Raw genomic sequence first — 25,487 nt, 5'->3', positions numbered from 1 at the left:
ACCGATCGCCGCCGCCGCGCGTGAACCCCCCCGTAACCGACCTGGACAGGGAGGAGCAGGGGGATGTTCAGAGGTGTTTTCGCGCTGGCGGCGGCGGTGACGGTGCTCGCCGCGGTCCCGGCGAGTGCGGACGAGGTGACGGGGCCGGTGGACCTCGGCACCCTGCCCGGCGGGCTCACCAGCTACGGACTGCGGGTGACGAACCACGGGGTCGTGTTCGGCGAGGCCTACGACAAGGCGTTCGATGTGCACGGGGCCCGGTGGGACGCGGCCGGCCGGATCTCCGAGCTGCGGCCACTGGACGGCTATGACACCGTCAAGGCCGTCGCGATCAACGAAGCCGGGGTGGCGGTCGGGGACTCCTCGAACCACGTGCTGACCGGGCGGGCCACGCGCTGGGACGCTTCCGGCGTGCCGGTGGAGCTGGAGCAGCCGACCTGGTTCCCCGGCTACGCGTGGTCCGAACCGGTCGCGATCAACGAACGCGGCATGGTCGCCGGGAACGCGTACGGCGCGCCCGGGCCGGACTCGGCGGTGCGGTGGGACGCCGAGGGCAGGGTCACCGAGCTCGGCCTGGGCCGGGTCCGGGCGATGAACGAAGCGGGTGCGGTGGTCGGCTGGAACTCCGGCACCCCGCGCTACTGGGACCCGGCAGGCAACCTCGTCGAGATGACCGGCGCGAGCGTGCTGAACGACCTCGACGACGCGGGTACGGCGGTCGGCGCGTCCGGCTTCCACGCCGCGAAGTGGGACTCGGCGGGCCACCTCACGGTGCTCGACACGACGTGGGAGTCCAGCGAGGCACTGGCGATCACCGCCGACGGGACGGTCTTCGGCGAGGTGAGCGCCAAGGGCGGCGCCACCAGGGTGGCGCGCTGGGACCCGGCGGGCGGGCTCACCGTGCTCCCGACCCCGGACGGGGCGGCCAGCCGGTTCACGGCCGTCAGCCGGACGGGCGTCGCGCTCGGGGAACTCGACTGGCGGACGCCCGTCGTCTGGGACGCCACCGGCCGGCTCTCGGTGCTGCCCCTGCCACCCGTGGAAGACGCGGCCTGCCACGGGTACGGCGTGACCGACTGGGCCGTCACCGGGTCGTGTTCCGTGCCCAGCGGCAACTCGCACGCCGTGCTGTGGAAGCTCACGGAACCGGTCGGCAGCCGAGCTCGGTGAGCACGTGCCGGGCGTTGGCCGAGATGACCGGGTTCGTGTACCGGTAGTACGGCAACTGGATGACGGCCATCGCCAACGCCCGGCCGCGGCCCCGTGCCCAGGTCGCGTCATCGGCGCCGACGGCGTCGCGGAAGACCTGGCGCGCGGGCGCGGGCAGCAGGTTCCACGCGGGGACGAGGTCGGCCGCCGGGTCGCCGAGCCCGGCCGTGGCCCAGTCGAGCACCCCGGCCAGGCGGCCGTCGCGCAGGAGCAGGTTGCTCGGCATCAGGTCGCCGTGCAGCCACGTCGGCGGACCTGTCCACGGGGGAGCGTCGAGCGCTTCGGCCCAGATGGCGAGGGCCGTCTCCGCGTCGAACGGCTCGTCGGTGGCGCGCAGCTCCTCGACCGCGTGCCGGGTCGCGTCGTCGAGGACGTCGAGGGGCCTCCCGCGAGAGGCCGCCGGCCCATCCGCCGGGTTCGCCCGCAGCGCCGTGACGAACTCCGCGAGGTCGCGGGCCGGCGCCGGGTCGCCTTCGACCGCCGGTTCGCCGCCGAGCCAGTGGTGCACCGCCCACGGCCAGGGGTAGCCCTCGGCGGGTTGGCCCAGCGCGGCGACGACCGGGACCGCCACCGGCAGCCCTTCGAGCGCGGTGAGGACCCGGGCTTCCTCGGCGACGTCCCCGGCGCCACCGGCCGTCAGCGGGAGCCGGACCGTCAGGTCGTCCCCGAGGCGGTACACGGCGTTGACCGTGCCGCCGGAGGCCAGGGGCGTGACCGGCCGGTCCGCCCATCGCGGGAACTGCCCGCGCACCAGCCGCCGGACCAGGGCGGCGTCGATGGCGTGCTCGTCGGCGTGCATCCGGCCCATGCGACCACCGAACCACCGGCGTCAACGTCTTTACGGTGAGCGCGAGCACCCCGGATTGCACGACGATGCATGGCCGTGCATAATCATTCGCATGTCCAAGGTGCTCACTTCCCTGCCCGTCGGCGAGCGTGTCGGTATCGCCTTCTCCGGTGGCCTCGACACTTCCGTAGCGGTCGCGTGGATGCGCGACAAAGGCGCGGTCCCCTGCACCTACACCGCCGACATCGGCCAGTACGACGAGCCCGACATCGCGTCGGTGCCCGGCCGGGCCACGGCGTACGGTGCCGAGGTCGCGCGGCTGGTCGACTGCCGGGAAGCACTGGTGGAGGAGGGGCTCGCCGCGCTGACCTGCGGGGCCTTCCACATCCGGTCCGGCGGCCGCAGCTACTTCAACACCACTCCGCTGGGCCGCGCGGTCACCGGCACGCTGCTGGTGCGCGCCATGCTCGAGGACGACGTCCAGATCTGGGGCGACGGCTCCACCTTCAAGGGCAACGACATCGAGCGGTTCTACCGCTACGGACTGCTGGCCAACCCGTCGCTGCGGATCTACAAGCCGTGGCTCGACGCCGACTTCGTCACCGAGCTCGGCGGCCGCAAGGAGATGTCGGAGTGGCTGGTCGCCCACGACCTGCCGTACCGGGACAGCACCGAGAAGGCCTACTCGACCGACGCCAACATCTGGGGCGCCACCCACGAGGCCAAGTCGCTGGAGCACCTCGACACCGGCCTCGAGATCGTCAAGCCGATCATGGGCGTGGCGTTCTGGGACCCCGACGTCGAGATCGCCCCCGAGGACGTCACGGTCGGCTTCGAGCAGGGCCGTCCGGTGACGCTCAACGGCAAGGAGTTCGCCACCGCCGTCGACCTGGTCCTGGAAGCCAACGCCATCGGCGGCCGGCACGGGCTGGGCATGTCCGACCAGATCGAGAACCGGATCATCGAGGCCAAGAGCCGCGGCATCTACGAGGCACCCGGCATGGCGCTGCTGCACGCCGCCTACGAGCGGCTGGTCAACGCCATCCACAACGAGGACACCCTCGCCAGCTACCACAACCACGGACGGCAGCTCGGCCGCCTGATGTACGAAGGCCGCTGGCTGGACCCGCAGGCGATGATGCTGCGCGAGTCGCTGCAGCGCTGGGTCGGCATGGCGATCACCGGCGAGGTCACCCTGCGGCTGCGCCGCGGCGAGGACTACTCGATCGTGGACACCACGGGCCCGGCGTTCAGCTACCACCCGGACAAGCTGTCCATGGAGCGCACCGAGGACTCGGCGTTCGGCCCGGTCGACCGGATCGGCCAGCTGACCATGCGGAACCTCGACATCGCGGACTCGCGGGCGAAGCTCGAGCAGTACGCGAGCCTCGGCATGGTCGGCGGCGGCTCGCACCCGAAGCTGATCGGCGCCGCCCAGGCCGCCTCGACCGGCCTGATCGGCGCGATGCCGGAGGGCGGCGCCGAAGCGATCGCCTCGCGCGGCCGGGCGGGCAACGACGAGCTGCTCGACAGCGCCGCGATGGAGTTCGGCACGGACTGACGGCGGTGCCGGAGGCCACCACGGGTGCCGTGGTGGCCTTCGGCGTGCGCACTCGGCGGCCGCCGCCGGGCGATCATCCCGGCCCGCTGAGCCCCGCCGCGGCTGACGTAGGGTCGAAGCGGGGATCTCGTACGGCGGAAGGACACAACGGGTGGGCGAGTCGAACTGGGCCGGGAACCACACCTACGGCGCGGACGCGGTGACGGCCCCGCGGACGGTCGGCGAGGTGCAGGAAGCGGTCGCAGCCGCGACACACGTCAAAGCCCTCGGCAGCCGCCACTGCTTCAACGACATCGCGGACTCCCCGGGCGGGGTCCTGCTGGACCTGCGCGCGCTCGACGCCGGAGCCGAGATCGGCGACGGCACCGTGACCGTCGGCGGGTCGGCCCGCTACGGCGACTTCGCGCAGGAGCTGCACGCCGCCGGGTTCGCGCTGCCCAACCTCGCCTCGCTGCCGCACATCACCGTGGCGGGCAGCGTCGCGACCGGCACCCACGGCTCCGGACGGCGGCAGCCGGGCCTCGCCGCGGCCGTTTCGGCGGTGGAACTGGTCACCGCGGACGGCGAGCTGCGGACGTTCACCCGCGCCGACGACGCGTTCCCCGGCCTGGTCGTCGGGCTGGGCGCGGTCGGGGTGGTCACCCGGCTGACCCTCGACGTGGTGCCCGCGTTCGACATCCGCCAGGACGTCTTCGACGCGCTGCCGTGGGACGCGGCGTACCGGCACTTCGACGAGATCGAGGACGCCGGCTACAGCGTCAGCATGTTCACGAACTGGGTGAACGACGCGATCGACCAGGTCTGGGTGAAGAGCCGCGTGGACGATTTCACCGACCGCGCCGAGCTGTTCGGCGCGGTCCCCGCCGACGGACCGCGGCACCCGGCGCACGCCGCCGGCATCGCGGCGGACAACTGCACGCCCCAGCGGGGGATCCGGGGCCCGTGGCACGAACGGCTCCCGCACTTCGCGCTCGCGTTCACCCCGAGTGTGGGGGACGAACTGCAGTCGGAGTACTTCGTGCCCTACAGCGCGGCCGCCGACGCGGTGCGAGCGATCCGCGAGATCGGCGACCTCGTCGCGCCGCTGCTGCTGGTCTCCGAAATCCGCGCGATCGCGGGTGACGACCTGTGGCTGAGCCCCTGCCACGGCGGCGACCGGGTGGCCCTGCACTTCACGTGGCAGCCGCGGCAGGCGGACGTCGAGGCGGTGCTGCCGGTGCTCGAGGAGCGCCTGGCCCCGTTCGGCGCGCGCCCGCACTGGGGCAAGCTGTTCCACGCCGTCCCGGAGAACTACCCGCGGCTCGCCGCCTTCCGTTCATTGGCGGAAAGCCTTGACCCGCAAGGGAAGTTCCGCAACCCCTTCCTGCGCCGCCACGTCTTCGGCGGCTAGCCCGCCGGCGGGGCCGTGGTCGCGCGGACGATGAGGTGGGTGTCCAGCACCTGCGTCGTGTGCTCGTCGGCCTCGCCGTCGAGCAGGCCCAGCAGGATCGTGACCGCCGCGCGGCCTGCCGCTTCCGTCGGCATCGCGATCGTCGTCAGCGGGGGTGCGGAGATCGCGGCGAAGACCAGGTCGTCGAAGCCCACGAGGCTGATCTCGTCCGGTACCGGCACGCCGCGGGCGTTGAGCCGCGCCAGCGCGCCGAAGGCGACGAGGTCGTTGTAGGCGACGATCGCCGTCACGTCCGCCGCCAGCGCCAGGTCCGCACCCTGCAGGCCGCCCTCGAACACCGGGGGGAACGGGCCGAACTCGACGACGTCCGTGCCGTACCGCTGCGCGGTCTCCGCCAGGCCCTGCTTGCGGGCGTGGTTCGCCCACGACGCCCGGGGCCCGCCCAGGTAGGCGCAGCGGCGGTGGCCCAGCGCCGCGAGGTGCTCGATCGCCTGCCGCATCCCGTCCGCGGCGTCCATCACGATCGACGGGATCCCCGGCACCTCGCGGTTGAGCAGCACCAGGGTCGTCTGCGCGGCGAGCACGCGCAGCTGGTCGTCGGTCATGCTCGGGCTGCACAGCACGACGCCGTCGACCTGCTTGGCCATCCGGCGGACGAGGTTCTGCTCGGTCGCCGGGTCCTCGTCGCTGTTGGCGAACAACACCGCGATGTCGTCCTGTCGCGCGCGGGCCTGGACCCCGTTGAGCACGCCCGTGAAGAAGGGGTTGCCCAGGTCCGAGACCACGATCCCGATGTGCCCGGTGCGGACCGCGGGCCCCGGCTGCGGGGCGCCTGCCGCGTGGTAGCCCAGCTCGTGCGCCGCGGCCAGCACCCGGGTGCGGGTCTGCTGCCGGACCAGGTCGGGGGACGTGAAGGCCCGCGACACGGTCGAGATCGACACGTTGGCCCGGCGGGCGACGTCGTGAATGGTCACGGTCACGGCAACTCCTCGGCAGGCTCCGAGCAACATCATGGAAACGCCTGAGAGCGTTGTCAACAAATCCTGCAAACCGGCAGGCACGACTTGCAGCCGGAGCTGGTCTATTCCAGTAAGCGCTATCTCAAAACCACGTCCGCCATTCGGCGTATCGTCGGTTCGACGAATTCGACGAAGCCGTCCCGCGTGTTGACACGTTTGTCGCGGACACCCTACGGTGACGACCGGAAGTTTCTCCCGAACTCCTGACCCATTCGTCAGTTCCGCGCGGCCCGCACCGGGTCCCGCCGATCGGAGATCCATGTCGGGGAGCCGGAGCCGCACCGTCGCGGACCCGCCGAGGCTGGCGGTCGTCGGCACGTCCGGTTACGCGTTCAGCTACCTCCATCGCGCGCGGATCCTCCACGACGAGGGCCTGGTCCGGTTCGCCGGCATGGCCGACATCCGGCCCCCGTCGGCGGCCGCGATCGCGCTGCTGCCGCCAGGGGCCACCGCGCACGCCGGCGTCGATGACCTGCTCCGCCGCTGCCGCCCGGACATCACCGTGGTCGCGACCCCGCCGCACGCGCACGTCCAGACCGGCGCCGCGGTGCTGCGGGCGGGCAGCGACCTGCTGCTGGAGACCCCGCCGGTGCTCGACCTCGACGGCTTCACCACGCTGTCCCGGCTGGCTGCGGAGACCGGATCGGCCTGCCAGACCGGGTTCCAGAGCTTCGGCTCCCCGGTGCTGCCCGTGCTGGAGGCGGCGATCGACGCCGGGAAGCTCGGGAAGGTGACGGGGATCGGCGCGGCCGGGGCGTGGATCCGCACCGACGCCTACTACCGCCGCAACCCGTGGGCCGGCCGCCGGTGGCTCGACGGCGAGGCCGTCGTCGACGGCGCACTGACCAACCCGTTCTCCCACGCGGTGGCCACCGCCCTGCTCGTCGGCGGGGTCGCCGGGCGCGACCCGGCGGAGATCGCCCTCGAGCTCTACGGCACCCGGGACATCGAGGCCGACGACACCGCCTGCCTGCGCATCCGGTTCGGCGACGGGCCCGAGATCGTCGTCGCCGCTTCGCTGTGCGCCGAACAGGACCACGAGCCCTACGTCGTGGTGCACGGCGAGCGGGGGCGCGCGAAGTTCTGGTACAAGAGCCACCGCCTGGAGATCGACGACGAGCGGGTCCACCTCGGCGACCCGGCCGACCTGCTGCGCAACCTCATCGCCCACCACCTCGACCCGGACGGCGTGCCGCTGCTCGCGCCGCTGTCCGGCACCCGCGCCTTCGCCTCGGTGGTCGAAGCGGTGCGGGACGCGCCGTCGCCGTCGCGGATCCCGGCGGGCTGGATCCGGACCGTCGGCGAGGGGGCGAGCCGGCACCCGGTCGTGCGGGGGATCGGCGAAGAGGTCGCCGTCGCCGCGGACCGGCTGGCGCTGTTCTCCGAGATCGGCGTCCCGTGGGCGAGTGCCTCGCGACGGCCGGGTGGCGGCCCGGCAGCGGTGACCGCCGAACGCACCGGATAACCCGGCCGGTGCGCACCAGCGCTGGCAGCCGGTTTTCACCCGCCGTTGCTGTAAGCGCTTTCTCAGCATGTCCGTTGAACAGCAAAAACGTTGGTACACAAGGTGTATTGCCGCCATTTGCCCGTTGACACCGATGCGGCGCACTGCCTACCGTGAGCCCGCTGACAGCGTTTTCAGAAAAGTGCTGACCGGCTGAGGACGGAGAGCTCGATGGGTCGGAGAACTGAGCGTAGGACCAAGGGGCGCGGAGTCGCCGCGCTGGCCGTGGTGGTCCCGTTGCTGCTGACGGGGGTGGCCGCCTGCGGCTCGGACTCCGGCGGCAACGGCGACGTGACCATCAATTTCGTCTGGTGGGGCAGTGAAGGGCGGGCGAGCCTGACGAAGAAGGCCGTCGAGCTGTTCCAGCAGAAGAACCCGAAGATCAAGGTGCAGACGTCGTTCTCGGCGTACGCGGCCTACTGGGAGAAGCTGGCGACGCAGACGGCCGGGGGCAAGCCGCCGGACGTGCTCAACGTCGACAGCCGCTACCTGGCCGAATACGGCGGCCGCAACGTCCTGGCCGACCTGAACTCCAGCGCGGGCAAGGCGATCTCGCTCGCCGACATCAATCCCGAACTGGCGGCCACCGGGGTCTACCAGGGCAAGCGCTACGCCGTGCCGTGGGCGCAGAACACCCCGGCGATGATCTACGACCCGGCGGCGTTCACGGCGGCCGGCGGCGACCCGGCGAAGGGGATGACCTGGGACCGGTTCGCCGAGGTCGCCCAGAAGGTCGGCACGGCGGGCTCGGCGCGCGGGGTCACCGACTTCGGCATCCTCGACACGACGCTGGAGATCTGGCTGCGCCAGCAGGGAAAGCAGTTCTACACCCCCGAGGGCAAGCTCGGCTTCACCGCCGACGACCTGCGTGGCTACTGGCAGCTGGCGAGCAAGTTCCGCGACACCAAGGCCGCCTCGCCCGCCGACGTCACGGCGTCCTACAACACTTCGCCCGAGCAGGCCCCGCTGGGCAAGAAGCTGACCAGCTCGGAGTTCGCCTACGACAACCTGCTGCCCGCCTACCAGAAGGCGAACGGCAAGCCGCTGAACGTGGCGCCGTACCCGAGCGGGGCGAACGGCGAAACCGGGCAGTACCGGCGGCCGTCGATGTTCCTCGCGGTCTCCGCGCGCAGCCAGCAGCAGGAAGCGGCGGCGAAGCTGGTGGACTTCCTGGTCAACGACCCCGAGGTCGGCAAGATCGTCGGCACGGACCGCGGCCTCGCGCCGAACCTCAAGGTCCGCGCGCAGCTGGCGGCCGGCGCGACCGGCAACGACAAGACCCTCTACGACTACGAAGCCGGACTCGAACCGAAGCTCGGGGCCGCGCCGCCGGTGCCGCCGAAGGGTGCCGGCGCGATCCAGAAGCTCCTCCAGCGCACGTACGAAGAAGTCGCGTTCGGCCGGATGAGCATCGACGACGCGGTCAACCGGTTCATGACCGAAGCGCAGAAGGGACTGTCCTAGCCGATGACGACCCTGCGCACGCCGGACCCGCCGGTCGCGCCCCCGGCGTCGGCCACGCGTGTCCGGCGCCGGGACCGGCCCGCCGGGCGCCGCCGCAAGAGCCAGCCGGAGGCGTTCGCCTTCCTCACCCCCTGGCTGCTCGGCGCGGTGGCGCTGACCGTCGGTCCGATGGTGGTCTCGCTGTACCTGTCGTTCACCGACTACGACATGTTCACGGCGCCGAAGTGGGTGGGCTTCGGCAACTTCACGCACATGTTCACCGGCGACGACCGCTACCTGCAGTCGGTGAAGGTCACCCTGATCTACGTGCTGGTGTCGGTGCCGCTGAAGCTGACGGTGTCACTGCTGGTGGCGATGCTGCTGAACACCCGCCGCGGGGCGAACGGCTTCTACCGGGCCGCGTTCTACGCGCCCTCGCTGCTGGGGGCGAGTGTCGCGGCGGCGCTGGTGTGGCGGGCGCTGTTCATGGGCGGCGGCCCGGTGAACGAGGTGCTGGCGTTCTTCGGCTGGCACACCCCGAGCTGGGTCGACGACCCGAAGTTCAGCCTGGCCTCGATCGTGCTGCTGGGGGTGTGGCAGTTCGGCGCGCCGATGGTGATCTTCCTGGCCGGGCTCAAGCAGATCCCGGCGGAGCTGCACGAGGCGGCCGCCATCGACGGCGCGGGCGCGTTCCGCCGGTTCCGGCACATCACGCTGCCCATGCTGTCGCCGGTGATCTTCTTCAACCTGGTGATGGAGGCGATCCACGCCTTCCAGGCGTTCACCCCGGCGTTCGTCATCGGCGGCGGCCGCGGCGGGCCGGCCGACGCGGACCTGTTCTACACGCTCTACCTGTTCGAGGTCGGCTTCCAGGACTTCCGGATGGGCTACGCGTCGGCGATGGCGTGGGTGCTGCTGGTCGTGATCGCCATCGTGACGGCGATCGTGTTCCGGACCGCGAAGCTGTGGGTGTTCTACGACGACGCAGGGGACAGCAAATGACCGTATCGCCCCGCACGGCGCGGTCGTTCGGCTGGCACGTGCTGTGTCTCGTCATCGTCGCCGTGGTGCTGTACCCGCTGGTGTGGCTGGCCTTCGCGTCGGTCAAGCCGCCGGACGAGATCCTGTCCCGGCTGGCGCTGCTGCCGACCCGGTTCGTCTTCGACGGCTACACGAAGGGCTGGGAGGGAGCGGCGGACGTCGGGTTCGGCCGCTTCTTCCTCAACTCGTTCCTCGTGGCCGGGTTGTCGGTGGCAGCGAACGTGCTGTCCTGCTCGCTGGCCGCGTTCGCCTTCGCCCGGCTGAAGTTCCGGTTCCGGGGCGCGCTGTTCGCGTTCATGATCACGACGTTGATGCTGCCCTACCACGTCACGCTGATCCCGCAGTACGTGATCTTCCAGCAGGCCGGCCTGGTCAACACGTTCGTCCCGCTGATCCTGCCGAAGCTGCTGGCCACCGAGGCGTTCTTCGTGTTCCTCATCGTCCAGTTCATGCGGGGGATCCCGCGCGAGCTCGACGAGGCGGCGATCATCGACGGCTGCTCGGTGTACCGGACGTTCTGGCACGTCGTGCTGCCGCTGTCGAAACCGGCGCTGGTCACGACGTCGATCTTCACGTTCATCTGGACGTGGAACGACTTCTTCACGCAGATGGTGTACCTGAACGACACGGAGAAGTTCACCGTGCCGCTCGGCCTGCGGCTGTTCGTGGACACCAGCAGCGAGTCGAACTTCGGCGCGATGTTCGCGATGTCCGCGCTCGCGCTCGTCCCGATCGTGCTGTTCTTCCTCGCCTTCCAGCGCCTGCTGGTCGAAGGCGTCAGCACCAGTGGCCTGAAGGGGTGAAGTGATGCGCACCGCAACCGTGCGGACGACCTGGCGCGCCGGGCTGGGCGAGTTCTCGGACTGCCTGCTGGCCGGGCTGCTCGTCGCGCTGGCGTCGGTGCCGGTGGTGACCGCGGTCCCCGCGTTCGTGGCGGGCTGCCGGGTCCTCGACCGGGTCCGGCACGACCTCAGCCGTCCACTGTGGACGACGTTCTGGGCCGACTTCCGGGAAGCCGCCCGCGGCGGAGTGCCGTTCGGGCTCGGCTGCCTCGCGGCGGTGGTGCTGTTCGCGGTGGACCTGGAGGTGGTGGCCTCGATGCCGGGCGCCGGCGTGCTGCGGCCGGCGTTGTGGCTGCTGGCGGTGGCGGGTGTGGTGGTCGCCGTGCGGACTTGCGAGGTCGTGGCCACCGGCGGCCCGGCTGGGTCCGAAGCACCGGCCACCGCGGCCGGTCCGGCCTGGCGCCGGGCGCTGGTGCTGGCGGCGCGGGAAACCGCCGCGGCGCCGGGACGCGGGCTGCTCCTGGCCGTCGCCATCGGCCTCTCGGCGGTGCTCGTGTGGATGCTGCCGATCCTGGCGTTCGTGGTGGCCGGACCCCTCGCCCTGGCCGCGGTGGCGACCGGCGGCCGCCGATGAGGCCGGTGGTGGTCGTCTTCGGCACGGCCGGCTACGCCGGCCAGCACCTGCGCCGCGCCCGCGCGCTGCACGACCGCGGCGAGCTCGTCCTCGCCGGGGCGTGCGACATCCGGGAGCCGCCGGCGGAGGCGCGCGCGCTGCTGCCCGAGGGTGCGGTGATCACCCGGGACGCGGCCGGCCTCCTGGCCCGCACGACCCCGGACATCGCCGTGGTGGCGACCCCGCCGCACACGCACCTGCCCCTGGCGAAACTCGCGCTCACCGCGGGCTGTCACCTGCTCGTCGAGAAACCGCCGGTGCTCGACCTCGCGGCGTTCGGTGAACTGGCGGAGCTGGCCCGCGGCCGGGCCTGCCAGACCGGGTTCCAGAGCTTCGGCTCCGCCGCGGTCCCGGTCGTGCGGTCGGCGATCGAGAACGGCGAGATCGGCACGGTCACCGGGATCGCCGCCGCCGGAGCCTGGATCCGGCGGGACCGGTACTTCGCGCGCGCCGAGTGGGCGGGCCGCCGCCGCGTCGGCGGGCAGCCGGTGGTGGACGGGGCACTGACCAACCCCTTCGCCCACGCCGTGGCGACCGCCCTGCTGGTCAACGGCACCGCCGAGGTCCTGCCGGAGCGGATCGCCGTGGAGCTGTACCGGGCCAGGGACATCGAGTCGGACGACACGGCCTGCGCGCGGCTGACCTTCGCCGGGGCGCCGGACGTCGTCGTCGCGGCCACGCTCGACGCCGAGGCCGACCACGAGCCGTACGTGCTGGTCCACGGTACGGAAGGCCGGATCCGCTGGCACTACAAGACGGACCTGGTCACCATCGACGACCGGCAGCTCCCGATCTCCCCGCCCCGGGACCTGCTGGCCAACCTCGTCGCACACCTCCGCGACGGCGAGCCGCTGCGGGCCCCGCTGGCCGCCACTCGCGCGTTCACCGCGCTGGTGGAGGCGGTCCGCGACGCGCCGGAACCGCTGCCGCTGCCCGCCGAATGGGCCCAGGCCGTGGGCACCGGACCCGAACGGCACTTCGTCGTGCCGGGCGTCGACCGCGACGTCGACACCGCGGCCGAGCGGCTCGCGCTCTTCTCGGAACTCGCCCTGCCCTGGACCGGCGCCGGTACGCGCGCCTGAACGAAAGAGGTGATGGCGGTGCGTCGCCACGCGATCGTCGGCCTGGGCTCGCGGGCCCAGTTGTTCACCCGGGCACTGGCCGCGTCCCCGCGGGCCGAGCTCGCGGCCTTCTGCGACCCCAACGAAACCCGGATGCGGGTCCACAACGACTGGCTCGGCGCGTCCGTGCCGGGTTACCGGCCGGCGGACTTCGCCGCGATGCTGGCGAAGGAGCGCATCGACGTCGTCGTGGTGTGCACCCCGGACCACACGCACGCCGAGTACGTCGTCGCCGCGCTGGAGGCCGGCTGTGACGTCGTCACGGAAAAGCCCATGACGACCGACGTCGAAGGCGCGCGGCGGATCCTGGCCGCCCGGCGCGCGACGGGACGCTCGGTGCGCGTCGCCTTCAACTACCGGTACAACCCGGTCCACCGCCGGGTGCGGGAGCTGCTGGCCGGCGGCGCGATCGGGGAGATCGGCTCGGTCGAGTTCAGCTGGCTGCTCGACACCGCGCACGGCGCCGACTACTTCCGCCGCTGGCACCGGGACAAGGCGAACTCCGGCGGGCTGCTCGTGCACAAGTCCGGCCACCACTTCGACCTCGTCAACTGGTGGCTCGGCCGCGGCCCCGAGACGGTGTTCGCGCTCGGCCGGCTGTTCTTCTACGGCGACGAGAACGGCCGCCGCCACCGCAGCGACGGCGACCGGTTCGCGCTGGACCTCGAAACCTCACCCAAGCTGCGCGCGCTCTACGGTGACGCCGAGCGGGAAGACGGGTACGTCCGGAACCAGGACGTGTTCGCGCCCGGCGTCACCATCGAAGACGACCTGTCGGTGCTCGTGCGCCACCACGGCGGGGCGGTGCTGAACTACCACCTGCACGCGTATTCGCCGCGGGAGGGCTACCGCGTCGCGTTCTCCGGCAGCGAAGGCCGGCTGGAGCTGGACGTCCGGGAGAACGAGTACGCGTCCGGCGCCGAGCCGGTGCCGAAGCGGGCGCGGGCCCGGCTGACCGTGCAACGGCACTGGGAACCGCCGGAAGCCGTGTTCGATGGACTCCTCGGCGAGGGGCACGGCGGCGGGGACGAGCGGATGCTCGCCGAGCTGCTCGGCGACGCCGAACCGGACCCGCTCGGCTGCGCGGCCGACCACGACGCCGGCCTGCAGGCGCTGCTCACCGGGCTGGCCGCGAACCGGTCACTGGCCACCGGCCGCCCGGTGTCCGTCGATGAGCTGCTGGGGGAGATCGGGGAACCGGCGTGAGCCGGGCGGCAGTGGGGGACGGGACGCCGGAGGCGGCCGAAGAGGACGACGGCCGGGTGCGGGTGCGCTTCGGCGGCGTCGTCCTGGCCGAGTACGTCGTCGAGCCGCCGACCCCGGCCGTGGACTCGCCGAAGCCGTACCTGCACCCGCTGCGCACCACGGCGGGGGAGGTCGTGACCGCGGTCCGGCCGCACGACCACACCTGGCACAACGGCCTGCAGTTCACCATGGCCCACCTGTCGGGCGAGAACTTCTGGGGCGGCCGCACCTACGTGCGCGGCCGCGGCTACACCCCGCTCGACAACAACGGCACCATCGGCCACGTCCGCTGGGAAGGCATCGACGACACGGGCGGGCACTGCGAACTGCGGCACGAGCTCGCCTGGCGCACCGCGGACGGTCGGCGCTGGCTCACCGAGCACCGCACGCTCCGCTTCGGCGACGTCTCGCTCGACGACGGGCACTGGACGCTCACCTGGTCCAGCCGGCTGCGCAACACCAGCGGCCACGAACTGCGCTGGGGGAGCCCGGTGACCGAAGGCCGGGACACCGCCGGCTACGGCGGGCTGTTCTGGCGCGGGCCGCGCTCGTTCGTCGGCGGCACGGTCCGGACGTCGGACGGGAAGTCCGCGGCCGACGCGATGGGGCACCGGGCGCCGTGGCTGGCCTTCACCGGGCAGCACGACGAGAGCCTGCGGACCTCGACGCTGCTGTTCGCCGACAGCCCGGCGAACAGCGCCCACCCGACGGCCTGGTACGTCCGCGCCGAGCCGTTCCCCGTGGTCAGTTTCGCCGCGACCTACCACCGGCCGTGGCTGTTCGAACCGGGCGGGGAGCTGACGCTGACCCACCACGTCGTCGTCATCGACGGCGCCCCGGACGCGGCCGGGCTCGCCCGGCACGCGGCCCGCGTGCTCATGAGACAGGACACCGACTAGAGGAGCCGAAATGCGCTGGAAGGCTTTCGCGGGGTGCTTGGCCCTGCTCGGTCTGACGCTCACCGCCGCACCCGCCCAGGCCCACGGCCGCGACCCCGGGCGGGTCGTGCTCGGCGCGCACGACGGCTGGGCCGCGGCGACCACCGGGACGACCGGCGGCGCGGCCGCGGCCCCCGGGGACGTGTACACGGTGACCAAGCGATCGGAGCTGGCCGCGGCCTTGGCGGCGCACCCGGGCGCGCCGAAGATCGTCTACGTCCGCGGCACGATCGAGGGCAACGTCGACGCCGCCGACCGGCCGGTGAGCTGCGAAGGCTTCGCCGACCCGGCGTACAGCCTCCCGGCGTACCTGGCGGCGTACGACCCCGCCACCTGGGGGCGGGTACCGCCGTCGGGGCCGCTCGAAGAGGCCCGCGCGCGGTCGCAGGCGAACCAGGCCAAGCAGGTCGTGCTCGACGTCGGCGCGAACACGACGATCGTCGGGCTCGGTGACCAGGCCACGCTGCACGGGCTCACCCTGCGCATCACCGGCGACAACGTGATCCTGCGGAACCTGCACTCGGCCGACGCCCACGACTGCTTCCCGCAGTGGGATCCCCTCGACACCGCCGACGGCAACTGGAACTCCGAGTACGACAACGTCGACCTGGCCGGCGCGACGCACGTCTGGGTGGACCACAACGAGTTCAGCGACGGCGGGAACGACCGGCAGCCCTCGTACTTCGGCCGCAAGTACGAGGTCCACGACGGGCTGCTCGACATCGTGAACGGCTCGGACCTGGTCACGGTGTCCTACAACCGGCTGCTGGACCACGACAAGACCATGCTGATCGGCAACACCGACAAGCCCACCTATGACGTCGGCAAGCTGCGGGTCACCTTGCACCACAACCTGTTCTCCGAAATCGGGCAGCGCGCGCCGCGCGTGCGCTACGGCCAGGTGCACGTCTACGACAACCTGTACCTGGTCGAAGATCCGGCCGCCTACACGTACTCGCTGGGGGTCGGCGTGCAGTCCCGGATCTACGCGGAGAACAACTTCTTCCGCATCCCGGCCGGCTTGCCGCTGGGGCAGCTGGTGCACTACTGGAAGGGGACGGTGCTGCACGCGACCGGCACGCTCGTCGCGCAAGGCCCGGCGTGGCCCCGCCCGGTCGACCTGGTGGCCGAGTACAACGCGGCCAACGACCCGGACCTCGGTACGGACGTGGGGTGGACGCCGAGCCTGGTCGAGCGCCTCGACCCGGCGTGGGCCGTCCCCGCGCTGGTGCTGACGGGTGCCGGTCCCGGCCGTTGATTTTCGGCACGTTCGCGGTTTCGACACTTTCGGCGTTTTCTGAAAACGGACGCCGCTGGCGACCATCCGGGCGACATGGGTGGCGCTGCGGCGAACGACATTGACACGCCACGGCCCGAACCCGAAACTCGGGGACGAGAAAGCGCTTTCACAACCCGGTCGGACGTTTTCCATCAGCGCCGATTGAAGCTCAAGACCAGGGAGTGACGAATGATTTCCCCAGCGATACTGTGCCGATTGTCGCCAATCCGACCGGCAGTCACGGCGGAGAGGGTCCGGGTGAGCAGGCCGGCTCCTGGCCGTGTCCGCCTGCTTTCGGCCGGATCGGTGACGCGGATCGTCCGGGTGGCGGCGGTCGCCGCGCTCGTGGTTTCGGCGGCGGCCGGCACCGGCGCGACCGCGTCGGCCGCCTCCTGGCCGAACCCGAGCACCAACGTGCCGGTGCCGAAGACGATCAAGGTCACCAGCGGCACCTACGACGGCGGCCTCAAGCGGTTCTACGGCACCGGCGACCTCGGCACCGGCGGCCAGAGCGAGAACCAGAGCCCGATCTTCGAGCTGTCCAACGGCGCCACCCTGAAGAACGTCGTCCTCGGCAGCCCGGCCGCCGACGGCGTGCACTGCCTCGGCACCTGCACGCTGCTCAACGTCTGGTGGGAGGACGTCGGCGAGGACGCCGCGACCTTCAAGGGCACCTCCGCCTCGCAGACGATGACCATCGACGGCGGCGGCGCGCGCAAGGCGGCGGACAAGGTCTTCCAGCACAACGGTCCCGGCACGATGTACATCCGGAACTTCCAGGTCAACGACTTCGGGAAGCTGTACCGCTCCTGCGGCAACTGCAAGACGCAGTACAAGCGCAACGTCGTCATCGACAACGTCACCGCCACCGTGCCCGGCAAGGCACTGGTCGGCATCAACACCAACTACGGCGACACCGCGAAGCTGACGAGGATCACCATCGTCGGAGACACGAGCCGCAAGATCGAGCCCTGCACCAAGTACAAGGGCGTGACCAGCGGCGAGCCGACGAAGATCGGCAGCGGCCCGGATTCGACGAACTGCCTCTACACCGCGGCCAACATCACCTACAAGTAACCCGATCCGCGTCGGGGGTGCCGGCCGCCGTCCGGTGCCCCCGGCGCGTTCCCCGTGGAGGCGTCATGTTCAAGACCCTGCTCGTCGCGTCGGTGCTCGCCGGTGCGTCGCTGGCGGCCCCGGCCGCCGGAGCCGCGGCGGCGAACGTCGTCGTGGCCAAGGACGGATCCGGGAACTACACCACTGTGCAAGCCGGGATCAACGCCGTTTCGGCAGGCGGCACGCTCTCGATCAAGCCCGGGACCTACCGCGAAGTCATCACCGTGCCGTCGAGCAAGACCGGGATCACGCTGCGCGGGACCACCGGCAAGGCCGCCGACGTCGTCGTCGACTACAACAACGCCAGCGGCACGAAGAAACCCGACGGCTCGACGTACGGCACTTCGGGCAGCGCGACCGCGACGATCGCCGCCAACGGCTTCACCGCGACCGCGCTGACCTTCCGCAACTCCTTCGACCGCAAAGCCCACCCGGAGATCACCGACACGCAGGCCGTCGCCGTCAAGACCACCGGCGACCGGATGGTCTTCGACAACGTGACCTTCCTCGGCCACCAGGACACCCTGTACGCCGACACCGCGGCCGTCGGCACGGTCGGCCGCCAGTACTACCGCAACTGCTCCATCAGCGGTGACGTCGACTTCGTCTTCGGCCGCGCCACCGCGGTGTTCGACCGGGCGACGATCACCGCGCTGGACCGCGGCTCGAGCTCCAACAACGGTTTCCTGACCGCGGCCAGCACCCGGCGGTCGAACCCGTACGGCTTCCTGATCACCGCCAGCAAGGTGCTCAGCTCGGCGGCGAACGCGAGCTTCTACCTGGGCCGTCCGTGGCACCCGAGCGGGGACGTCGACGCGATCGCGCAGGTCCTGTTCCGGGAGACCTCCTTGCCGGCGGCGATCAAGCAGGCGCCGTGGACGGACATGTCCGGCTTCTCGTGGAAGGACGCCCGGTTCTCCGAATACCACAACACCGGCCCGGGTGCGGGAACCGGCACCGACCGCCCGCAGCTGCCCGCCGCACAGGCCGCGAACTACACCGCGCAGAAGTACCTCGCGGGCAGTGACGGGTGGAACCCCGTGCACTGACGACGTCGCCGGGCCGGCCGGGGTCATCCTCCGTCCGGCCCTTGACGTCCGCCACGAGACCGTCAACTATCGCACCGTCAGGTGCTGTTAGCGCTAACAGCAGCCCGGATCAGCGTCGAACCGAGGACAAACCCATGAGCCTGCGCCGCCTCCCGGCCATCGCCGCCGTCGCCGCCGCCCTGCTGAGCGCCCCCGCCGCGCAGGCCGCGACCTACCCGGACCCCGGCTACGTCACCGGGGACATCGAGGCGGTGCACGACCCGTCGATGATCCGCGCGGCGGACGGCAGCTACCTGCTGTACTCCACCGACCAGTACCTGCAGATCCGCCGGTCGACCGACCGGATCCACTTCACGAAGATCGGCTCGGTCTGGCCGAACGGCGCCCCGTGGACCGCGCCCTTCACCGACCCGGCCAAGCCGGAGTACCTGTGGGCGCCGGACATCTCGTTCCACAACGGCAAGTACTACCTGTACTACGCCGCTTCGTCGCTGGGCTCGCGCAACTCGGCGATCTTCCTCGCCACCAGCACGACCGGGCTGCCGGGCAGCTGGACGAACCAGGGCATCGTCGTGCAGACGAGCACGAGCAACGACTACAACGCGATCGACCCCAACCTGTTCGTCGACTCCTCCGGCCGCTGGTGGCTGAGCTTCGGCTCGTGGTGGACCGGCATCAAGATGATCCGGCTCGACCCGGCGACCGGCAAGCGCAGCACCACCGACACCGCGCTGCGCGGCATCGCCCAGCGCACCGGAAGCACGTCCGCCGAAGAAGCGCCCTACATCATCCAGCACGGCGGCTACTACTACCTGTTCGTCTCGTGGGACCTGTGCTGCCAGGGCACGAAGAGCACCTACCGCGTGATGGCCGGGCGCTCGACGTCGATCACCGGCCCGTACACCGACCGCAATGGCGTGCGGATGGCCGCCGGCGGCGGCACGCAGATCCTGGCGAGCCACGGCGCGGTGCACGGCCCCGGCCACGTGGCGGTGCTGCACGACACCGACGCCGACGTGCTCGTCTACCACTACTACTACTCGGACGCGACGCCGCTGACGGGCAAGCTCGGCATCAACCTGATCGGCTACGACAGCGCCGGCTGGCCGTACGTGTACTGACGGAATCTTTGTGTATAACGACCTGTACGCCGCCCGATCGGAAAGTTCGTCCATGCGCCGGTTCCTGCCCTTCCTGCTCGCTCTGCTCGTGACCACCGGGCTCGGTGCCGCACCGGCGTCCGCCGTCGCACCGGCGCCGGCGAAGCACCAGGTCACTTTCGACAAGTACTCGCTCATGCTGGACGGCCGCCGCCAGGTCGTCTGGTCGGGGGAGTTCCACCCGTTCCGGTTGCCGAGCCCGGACCTGTGGCGGGACGTGCTGCAGAAGATGAAGGCCACCGGCTACACGGCGGTCTCGATCTACTTCGACTGGAACTACCACTCGCCCGCGCCCTGGGTGTACGACTTCACCGGCGTCCGCGACATGGACAAGGTGCTCGACTTGGCCGCCGAAGCGGGGCTGTACGTCATCGCGCGGCCCGGGCCGTACATCAACGCCGAGGTCACCGGCGGCGGCTTCCCGGCGTGGCTCAACACCCAGGCCGGGCGGGCCCGCAGCGACGCGCCCGACTACCTCGCCGCGGCCGACGAGTGGCTGACGCAGATCGACCGGATCATCGGGCGCCACCAGTACACCGACGGCCGCGGGTCCGTGATCCTGTACCAGATCGAGAACGAGCTGGCCGCCACCGGGACCGCGCAGCGCAACTACGTCGCCCACCTCCACGACAAGGTGCGGGCCGACGGCATTGCCGTCCCGGTCTTCCACAACGACAAGGGGCGCAACGGGATCTGGGTGCCGCCGGACTCCGGCGTGCCGGGCACCGTGCCGGGCCAGGTCGACCTCTACGCCTTCGACGGCTACCCCGGCGGCACGTGCCGGACCGACGCGACGCCGGGCAACCCGAACTCCGCGCCGGACTGGGGGACCTACGGGCCGGGCGGGGCGAAGGGCGGCGCGAGCGCGTCCCCGAACACCCCGGGGTTCACCGCGGAGTTCGGCGGCGGCTGGTTCGACTACTGGGGCAGCAACGGCACCTACCCGTGCACCGCCGTCCGCCAGGGACCCGGGTACGAGCGCGTGTTCTACGGCACCAACCTGGCGAACGGCCTCACGATCCAGAACTTCTACATGACCTTCGGCGGCACGTCGTGGGGCCGGCTGCCGGCGCCGGTGGTCTACAGCTCCTACGACTACGGTGCGGCGATCGACGAAGGGCGTCAGCTGCGGCCGAAGGCCTTGACGATGAAGGAACTGGGTTCCTTCCTCGCCACCGTCCCGGATCTGGCCAAAATGGACCACGGGGCGCCCGTGACACCGTCGTCGGCCGCGGTGAAGGTCTACCACAACGTCAACCCGGACACCGGGGTCCACTTCTACCTGCCGGTGCACTCCCCGTCGAACGCGACGACGGACGACACCTTCACCTTCCCGCTGTCCACAACGGACGGTGACTACACCGTCCCGGTCCGGCTGAACGGCCAGGACGCCAAGTACCTCGTGGCGGACTTCGACGTCGCGGGCCAGCACCTGGTGTACTCGACGTCGGAGCTGATGGCCCAGGCCGCCGGCACCGTGCTGCTGCACGGCCGGCCGGGGGAGGACGGCGAGACGGTGCTGCGGTACGCGACGCGGCCGCGCGTGGACGTCCTTTCCGGGACCGTCACGACGACCTGGACCGGGACCGACCTGCGCCTGAACTACCGCCACGACGGGCTCGCGCGGGTCCGGATCAGCGGTGGCGGCCGCCCGGCCGTCACGCTGCTGCTGGCCGACGACGCCACCGCGGACACGTTCTGGGCGGTCTCCGGCCTGCTCGTGCGCGGCCCGGACCTGGTGCGGACGGCCCACGGCGGCCTCTGGACCGCGCTGACCGGGGACACGAAGGCGCCGCGGGACCTCGAGGTGTGGGGTGCGCGCAGCCCGGTGGTGGTCTGGAACGGCACCCCGGTTCCGGTGCGGCCCACCGCGTCGGGCAGCCTGCTCGCCTTCCGGCCGCTGCCCGGACCGGCCGACCCGCGGCTGCCCGAGCTCACCGGCTGGCGCGCGGCACCCGGTTCCCCGGAGGCGGCGCCCGGCTACGACGACTCCGCGTGGCCGGCCGCGGACCGCACCACGACGCACAGCACCACGCCGCCGCCGGCCGGTCAGCCGGTGCTGACCGCCGACGACTACGGCTTCGGCACCGGCGACGTCTGGTACCGCGGGCGGTTCACCGGATCGCCGGGGGAGCAGATCAGCCTCCGCTACGGCGGCGGGGGCGCCGGGATGCTGCAGGCCTGGCTGGACGGGCAGTACCTCGGCGAGCACGTCCTGCCCTCCGCGCTGGCCGCGCCGCCGACGACCGGCACCGCGGCGTTGACCGTGCCCGAAGGTCTGCGCGGCGACGGCCCGCACGTGCTTTCGGTGATGGTACGCAACAACGGCCACAACCAGGACGGTGGCGTCAACGACGCGCACAAGGAAGGCCGCGGGCTGATCTCCTCGTCGCTGACCGGGGTGGTGTGGAAGATCCAGGGCGGGACGGCCGATCCGGTGCGCGGCCCGCTGAACAGCGGCGGCCTCGCCGGCGAACGCGCGGGCTGGCACCTGCCCGGCTTCCCGGACCGCGCCTGGGCTCCGGCGGCGGTCCCCGCGGCGGCGGCCGACCCCGGGACGACGTGGTACCGCACGACGTTCTCGCTGCGCATCCCCCGGGGACAGGACACGTCGGTGGGCCTGACGATCGGCGACCCGGCGAAGCCCCGCTCCGGCGGCCGGTACCGGGTGCTGGTCTTCCTCAACGGCTGGAACGTCGGTCAGTACATCGGGGACGTCGGCCCGCAGCACACGTTCGTGCTGCCGGACGGGATCCTCGACTCGCACGGCCGCAACACCCTCGCCCTGGCGGTGACCAGCGACGGCGGCCCGGGCAACGGCCTGGAACGCGTCGCACTGACCGACCTGGGCTCGGCGCGGGGCGGCGTCCCGGTCCGGCCGGTGGCCTCGCCGGGCCGGCGGCCGTGAGCAGGCCCGGCCCGGCCACGACGTTCCCGCGTTTCGTCCCGGCGGCGGCCGGGTAAGAGGTGATCACTTCAGCTGACCCCGTGGGAAGGAGCCCTTCGATGAGCGCCCTCGACCTGTCCGCCCTGCTGCTGACCGCGACGACCGCGGAGCCCCGGCCGGGGACGCTGCGGGTCACGGTCACGGGCGAGATCGACATGGCCACCCGGCCGCGCCTCGACGAGGAACTCGACCGGGCGGTCGCCGCCGCGCCGGGGCGGCTGGTCGTCGACCTGCTGGGGGTCGGCTTCTGCGGCGTCACGGGGGTGGCCTCGCTGGGCAGGCTGCGGGCTCGCTGCGCCGACGCCGGCATCGACCTGGTGCTCAAGCCGTCCGTCGTCGTGCGGCGGGCACTGAACCTCGCCGCGGTCGCCCCGCTGTTCCGGCTGGCGGACCGGCCGGACCAGCTCATCGCCCGGTGACCGGCGGCTCGGCGAACGTCCGGGCTTCTTCGTCGGCCGCGGCCAGCTCGCGGCCCGCGGCCGCGCGGTCGCCCGGACCCCCACGGCGGAGCAGGGCTTCGGCGTGCCGACGGCGGGAAAAGACCACCGCCGGCCAGTGCGCGAGGGCGAGGTTGTGCCGGACGGCGGCCCGCAGGTGCGTGACCGCCCGGTCCGCATCGCCTGCCGCCAGCGCCGTCGTGCCCAGCGGGTGGTGGACCGAGCCGAAGCAGGCGATGCCCAGGCTCGCCATCGCCGGCAGGTGCGCGAACGGGCCGAGCAGCTCGTGGATGCGCGCCGCCGCGGCCCGGTCGTCCAGCAGGTAGGCGGCTTCCGCGGCCCCGCTCAGGGACAGCAGCCAGCTGCTCGACCGCGGCAGTGCCCCGAGGTCGTCGCCGCACAGCCGCGCCAGTGCGCCCGCGGCCGTCCGGCGGTCTCCGGCCGAGGCCGCCGCGACGGCCAGCGCCGCGTAGTACGAGTTGTCGATCGGGCTCAACGTCGGCGAGTGCATCAGCCCGTCCAGCACCGGGACGAGTTCGCCGAGGCGCCCCTGGAACCACCGGATCGCCACCAGCTGCGCGCCGTACCAGCCGAGCGCGTCGAAGTCGCCCGCGGCCTGCCCGAGCTCGGCGCAGGCCTGCGCCCCGGTTTCGGCCTCGCGGAAGCGGCCGGCGCGGATGGCCAGCATGACCCCGAGCGAGTCGGCCACGAACCCCGCCGCCAGGTGCTTTCGCGCCGCCAGGAGGTCTTCGAGCTCGCCGAGCCGCCGTTCGGCGTGCGGGTCGGCGGCGAGGAAGAGGTCGACGGTGTCCCACAGCACGCCCATCACGAGGTCGGTGCGCCGTCCCGAGCGGCCGCTCACCCCGACGAGCTCCGTCGCGAGCGAGCGCCGCAGCCCGGCGTGGTCGGGGCCGAGCAGGCAGTGGTGGGCCAGGCTCAGCGCTTCGGCGTGGGCGACCGGGTCGCCCGCCGCGCGCGTCCGTCCGGTCGCCGCCAGGATCCGGTCGTGCGTGCCTGCCTCGTAGTCGCGTTCGGCCGCTAGGCGGGTCTGGAGCCGGTGGCCGAGCGAAGTGCCGGGATCGACCTGCTCCAGCGCGTGCTGCAGGCGCGTCAGCAGCGAAGCCGACGCGGCGGCCGTCCGGTGCTCGTGCACCCAGAGCCCGCCGAGGCCGAGGGCGGCGCGGGCGAGCGCACCGGCGTCCCCGGCCCGCTCGGCCCGGGTGTAGGCGGTTTCGAAGTGTTCGCGGGCGGTCCGGAGGTCGCCGTCCTCGAGCAGGGCGTGCTCGCCGGCGGCGAGCGCCTCGTCCGGGGCGGTCACCACCGCGACCGTCACCGCCGCGGTCCGGGCCGGGAGCAGCGCCGGGTCGTGGGCGAGCACCCGGCGGTGCACCTGCGTCAGCACCGGTGACGGCTCCACGCCGGACGCGGTGATCAGGCCGTGCCGGGCCCGGCGGAACGCGGCCAGCGCGTCACCTTGGCGTCCGGCCCGGTAGAGCGCCGTCATCAGCTGCGCCCACAGCCGTTCGTGGCCGGGGAACGCGGCGGTCAGCGCCTCCAGTTCGGCGATCAGCCCGGTGTCTTCGCCGGTCGCGAGGTCGGCGTCGATCCGGTCCTGGACGGCGTTGTGGCGCACCCGGTCGAGCCGCATCCCTTCGGCCGCCAGGGTTTCCACGCCGCCGAACTCCTCGTAGGCGGCGTTGCCGCGCCACAGGGCGAGTGCGCTGCCCAGGTGTTCCCGCGCGGCGGCGGGTTCCCCGCTGGTCAGCGCCCGGCGTCCCTCGGCGGCGAGCTGTTCGAACCGGGCGGCGTCGAGGGCCTGCGGCGCCAGGTGCAGGACGTACCCCGGCGGCCGGGTCAGGATCACCTCCGGAGCCACCGTGCCGCGCAGCCGCGAGAGGTACGTCCGTACGGTGCGGTCGGCGTGGGCGGGCGCCTGCTCACCCCACAGCGCCCGGCCCAGCGCCGGGACGCTGACCACGCGGCCCGCTTCCGCCGCCAGCACCGCGAGCAGGGTCCGCAGGCGCGGCCCGCCGACGTCCCGCGGCTCGCCGTCGAGCCGTACTTCGAACGGTCCCAGCACCCCGAGATCGACGCCGTCCACCCCACCCATGCCCGCCCCTCCGCGACGCGGGTATCCCGCGCGCTCCGGCGTACAGGTGCGCGCGGGGGCCGCGCGGGATACGTCCGACGCCCGATTGAACTTCCGTCGACGGATTGTCGACGGATTGTCGACGAGCGCTGCGAGGCTCGCCTGGCGCGGACCGGAGAGGTCCGCGGCCAACGGTTCTTCGGGAGGAAGTCCATGAAACGCACGATTCGGGGTCTCGCACCGGTTCTCGCCGCCGCGGCGACGGGGACGGCGGTGCTGATGGGCGCCCCGGCCGCCCAGGCGGCGCCGGCGCACAGCGCGGCGGTGCTCGAGGTGAAGAGCGCGACGTGGGGTCAGCTCCACGCCGGCGACTGCGAGCAGGACAACGGCACCATGGTGATCCGCTCGGACGGCACGGGTGACTGGAGCGCGACGACGCTGACCTTCCAGACCCACTCCGGTGACGTCTGGCACTCCAGCTTCGACTTCAAGACCACGGCCGGGACGAAGCTGTTCTCGGCGGGGACGTTCGACAGCCCGCGGATGAACGACGGCAACCCGCCGCCGCGCTATTTCTGGACGAAGCACTTCACCTACGACGCGGCGCTGTTCAGCGCGGTCGACATCTTCAAGACCATCCAGCACTCGAGCTGCTGACGGGGTGAGGGCCGCCCTGGGTCACGGTGCACCGTGACCC

General features: G+C 72.1%; 22 protein-coding genes. 18 read left to right on the top strand and 4 right to left on the bottom strand.

Annotation, left to right across the window (positions count from 1 at the left end; genetic code table 11):
- Nucleotides 1-63 precede the first annotated feature (63 nt).
- On the top strand, nucleotides 64-1,170 hold the full coding sequence (locus tag AB0F15_RS37915) for a hypothetical protein (protein ID WP_360281400.1): 1,107 nt from the start codon (nucleotides 64-66) through the stop codon (nucleotides 1,168-1,170).
- On the opposite strand, the gene AB0F15_RS37910 is transcribed toward AB0F15_RS37915, so the two are convergent.
- Nucleotides 1,139-2,017: an aminoglycoside phosphotransferase family protein gene (locus tag AB0F15_RS37910; protein WP_360281398.1), complete on the bottom strand. Its 879-nt coding sequence runs from the start codon at nucleotides 2,015-2,017 to the stop codon at nucleotides 1,139-1,141. The two genes, AB0F15_RS37915 and AB0F15_RS37910, sit on opposite strands and share 32 nt — an antisense overlap.
- Nucleotides 2,018-2,108: 91 nt before the next feature.
- Here AB0F15_RS37910 and argG point away from each other — a divergent pair, with 91 nt between their 5' ends.
- Both argG and AB0F15_RS37900 read left to right on the top strand, forming a co-directional pair.
- Nucleotides 2,109-3,557, top strand: coding sequence for an argininosuccinate synthase (argG, locus tag AB0F15_RS37905; protein ID WP_360281396.1), 1,449 nt, complete (start codon nucleotides 2,109-2,111; stop codon nucleotides 3,555-3,557).
- A 151-nt stretch (nucleotides 3,558-3,708) separates the two neighbouring features.
- Nucleotides 3,709-4,947, top strand: a complete 1,239-nt coding sequence (locus AB0F15_RS37900) for an FAD-binding protein (RefSeq protein ID WP_360281394.1) — start codon at nucleotides 3,709-3,711, stop codon at nucleotides 4,945-4,947.
- Here AB0F15_RS37900 and AB0F15_RS37895 read toward each other — a convergent pair.
- Complete coding sequence (locus AB0F15_RS37895; protein ID WP_360281392.1) at nucleotides 4,944-5,927, bottom strand: LacI family DNA-binding transcriptional regulator; 984 nt, start codon at nucleotides 5,925-5,927, stop codon at nucleotides 4,944-4,946. The genes AB0F15_RS37900 and AB0F15_RS37895 overlap by 4 nt on opposite strands.
- Before the next feature lie 298 nt (nucleotides 5,928-6,225).
- Here AB0F15_RS37895 and AB0F15_RS37890 point away from each other — a divergent pair, with 298 nt between their 5' ends.
- From AB0F15_RS37890 to AB0F15_RS37850, 9 genes are all read left to right on the top strand, one after another.
- On the top strand, nucleotides 6,226-7,431 hold the full coding sequence (locus AB0F15_RS37890) for a Gfo/Idh/MocA family oxidoreductase (protein WP_360281390.1): 1,206 nt from the start codon (nucleotides 6,226-6,228) through the stop codon (nucleotides 7,429-7,431).
- Nucleotides 7,432-7,641: 210 nt separating this feature from the next.
- Nucleotides 7,642-8,934 (top strand): extracellular solute-binding protein, encoded by a 1,293-nt coding sequence (locus AB0F15_RS37885; RefSeq protein ID WP_360281388.1) that lies wholly within the window; start codon nucleotides 7,642-7,644, stop codon nucleotides 8,932-8,934.
- Nucleotides 8,935-8,937: 3 nt separating this feature from the next.
- Complete coding sequence (locus AB0F15_RS37880) at nucleotides 8,938-9,915, top strand: sugar ABC transporter permease (RefSeq protein WP_360281386.1); 978 nt, start codon at nucleotides 8,938-8,940, stop codon at nucleotides 9,913-9,915.
- Nucleotides 9,912-10,757 carry a carbohydrate ABC transporter permease gene (locus tag AB0F15_RS37875; RefSeq protein WP_360281384.1) on the top strand — a complete coding sequence of 282 codons (846 nt, stop codon included), beginning with the start codon at nucleotides 9,912-9,914 and terminating at the stop codon, nucleotides 10,755-10,757. Before AB0F15_RS37880 ends, AB0F15_RS37875 begins: the two co-directional genes overlap by 4 nt.
- A 4-nt stretch (nucleotides 10,758-10,761) precedes the next feature.
- Nucleotides 10,762-11,370, top strand: a complete 609-nt coding sequence (locus AB0F15_RS37870) for a DUF624 domain-containing protein (RefSeq protein WP_360281382.1) — start codon at nucleotides 10,762-10,764, stop codon at nucleotides 11,368-11,370.
- Nucleotides 11,367-12,491 carry a Gfo/Idh/MocA family oxidoreductase gene (locus AB0F15_RS37865; RefSeq protein ID WP_360281380.1) on the top strand — a complete coding sequence of 375 codons (1,125 nt, stop codon included), beginning with the start codon at nucleotides 11,367-11,369 and terminating at the stop codon, nucleotides 12,489-12,491. Before AB0F15_RS37870 ends, AB0F15_RS37865 begins: the two co-directional genes overlap by 4 nt.
- Nucleotides 12,492-12,503: 12 nt before the next feature.
- Complete coding sequence (locus AB0F15_RS37860) at nucleotides 12,504-13,736, top strand: Gfo/Idh/MocA family oxidoreductase (protein WP_360281378.1); 1,233 nt, start codon at nucleotides 12,504-12,506, stop codon at nucleotides 13,734-13,736.
- The gene (locus tag AB0F15_RS37855) at nucleotides 13,733-14,674 is read left to right on the top strand and encodes a PmoA family protein (protein ID WP_360281376.1); all 942 of its coding nucleotides are present in this window, start codon (nucleotides 13,733-13,735) and stop codon (nucleotides 14,672-14,674) included. The genes AB0F15_RS37860 and AB0F15_RS37855 overlap by 4 nt, the downstream gene beginning before the upstream one ends.
- 10 nt (nucleotides 14,675-14,684) lie before the next feature.
- Complete coding sequence (locus AB0F15_RS37850; protein WP_360281374.1) at nucleotides 14,685-15,971, top strand: pectate lyase; 1,287 nt, start codon at nucleotides 14,685-14,687, stop codon at nucleotides 15,969-15,971.
- 173 nt (nucleotides 15,972-16,144) lie between these two features.
- Here AB0F15_RS37850 and AB0F15_RS37845 read toward each other — a convergent pair whose 3' ends face one another.
- A complete protein-coding gene (locus tag AB0F15_RS37845; protein ID WP_360281372.1) occupies nucleotides 16,145-16,435 on the bottom strand; it encodes a hypothetical protein in 291 nt (96 codons plus the stop codon).
- Here AB0F15_RS37845 and AB0F15_RS37840 point away from each other — a divergent pair.
- The 5 genes from AB0F15_RS37840 (at nucleotide 16,413) to AB0F15_RS37820 (ending at nucleotide 22,683) form a co-directional block, all read left to right on the top strand.
- Nucleotides 16,413-17,069, top strand: coding sequence for a pectate lyase (locus AB0F15_RS37840; protein ID WP_360281370.1), 657 nt, complete (start codon nucleotides 16,413-16,415; stop codon nucleotides 17,067-17,069). The genes AB0F15_RS37845 and AB0F15_RS37840 overlap by 23 nt on opposite strands.
- A 65-nt stretch (nucleotides 17,070-17,134) precedes the next feature.
- Nucleotides 17,135-18,157: a pectinesterase family protein gene (locus AB0F15_RS37835; RefSeq protein ID WP_360281368.1), complete on the top strand. Its 1,023-nt coding sequence runs from the start codon at nucleotides 17,135-17,137 to the stop codon at nucleotides 18,155-18,157.
- Between the two features lie 134 nt (nucleotides 18,158-18,291).
- Nucleotides 18,292-19,278: an arabinan endo-1,5-alpha-L-arabinosidase gene (locus tag AB0F15_RS37830; RefSeq protein ID WP_360281366.1), complete on the top strand. Its 987-nt coding sequence runs from the start codon at nucleotides 18,292-18,294 to the stop codon at nucleotides 19,276-19,278.
- A gap of 52 nt (nucleotides 19,279-19,330) precedes the next feature.
- Nucleotides 19,331-22,225: a beta-galactosidase gene (locus AB0F15_RS37825; protein WP_360281364.1), complete on the top strand. Its 2,895-nt coding sequence runs from the start codon at nucleotides 19,331-19,333 to the stop codon at nucleotides 22,223-22,225.
- A gap of 98 nt (nucleotides 22,226-22,323) precedes the next feature.
- A complete protein-coding gene (locus AB0F15_RS37820) occupies nucleotides 22,324-22,683 on the top strand; it encodes an STAS domain-containing protein (RefSeq protein ID WP_360281362.1) in 360 nt (119 codons plus the stop codon).
- Here AB0F15_RS37820 and AB0F15_RS37815 read toward each other — a convergent pair.
- A complete protein-coding gene (locus tag AB0F15_RS37815; protein WP_360281360.1) occupies nucleotides 22,670-24,811 on the bottom strand; it encodes an AfsR/SARP family transcriptional regulator in 2,142 nt (713 codons plus the stop codon). The genes AB0F15_RS37820 and AB0F15_RS37815 overlap by 14 nt on opposite strands.
- Nucleotides 24,812-25,003: 192 nt before the next feature.
- On the opposite strand from AB0F15_RS37815, the gene AB0F15_RS37810 reads away from it, so the two are divergent.
- Nucleotides 25,004-25,447 (top strand): DUF6294 family protein, encoded by a 444-nt coding sequence (locus AB0F15_RS37810; protein ID WP_360281358.1) that lies wholly within the window; start codon nucleotides 25,004-25,006, stop codon nucleotides 25,445-25,447.
- Nucleotides 25,448-25,487: the final 40 nt, after the last annotated feature.

It is taken from the genome of Amycolatopsis sp. NPDC026612 (genome assembly GCF_040638285.1).
Classification (GTDB): domain Bacteria; phylum Actinomycetota; class Actinomycetes; order Mycobacteriales; family Pseudonocardiaceae; genus Amycolatopsis.
Note: the sequence above shows the minus strand (reverse complement) of the source record. Positions and strands in the feature narration are given on the sequence as shown.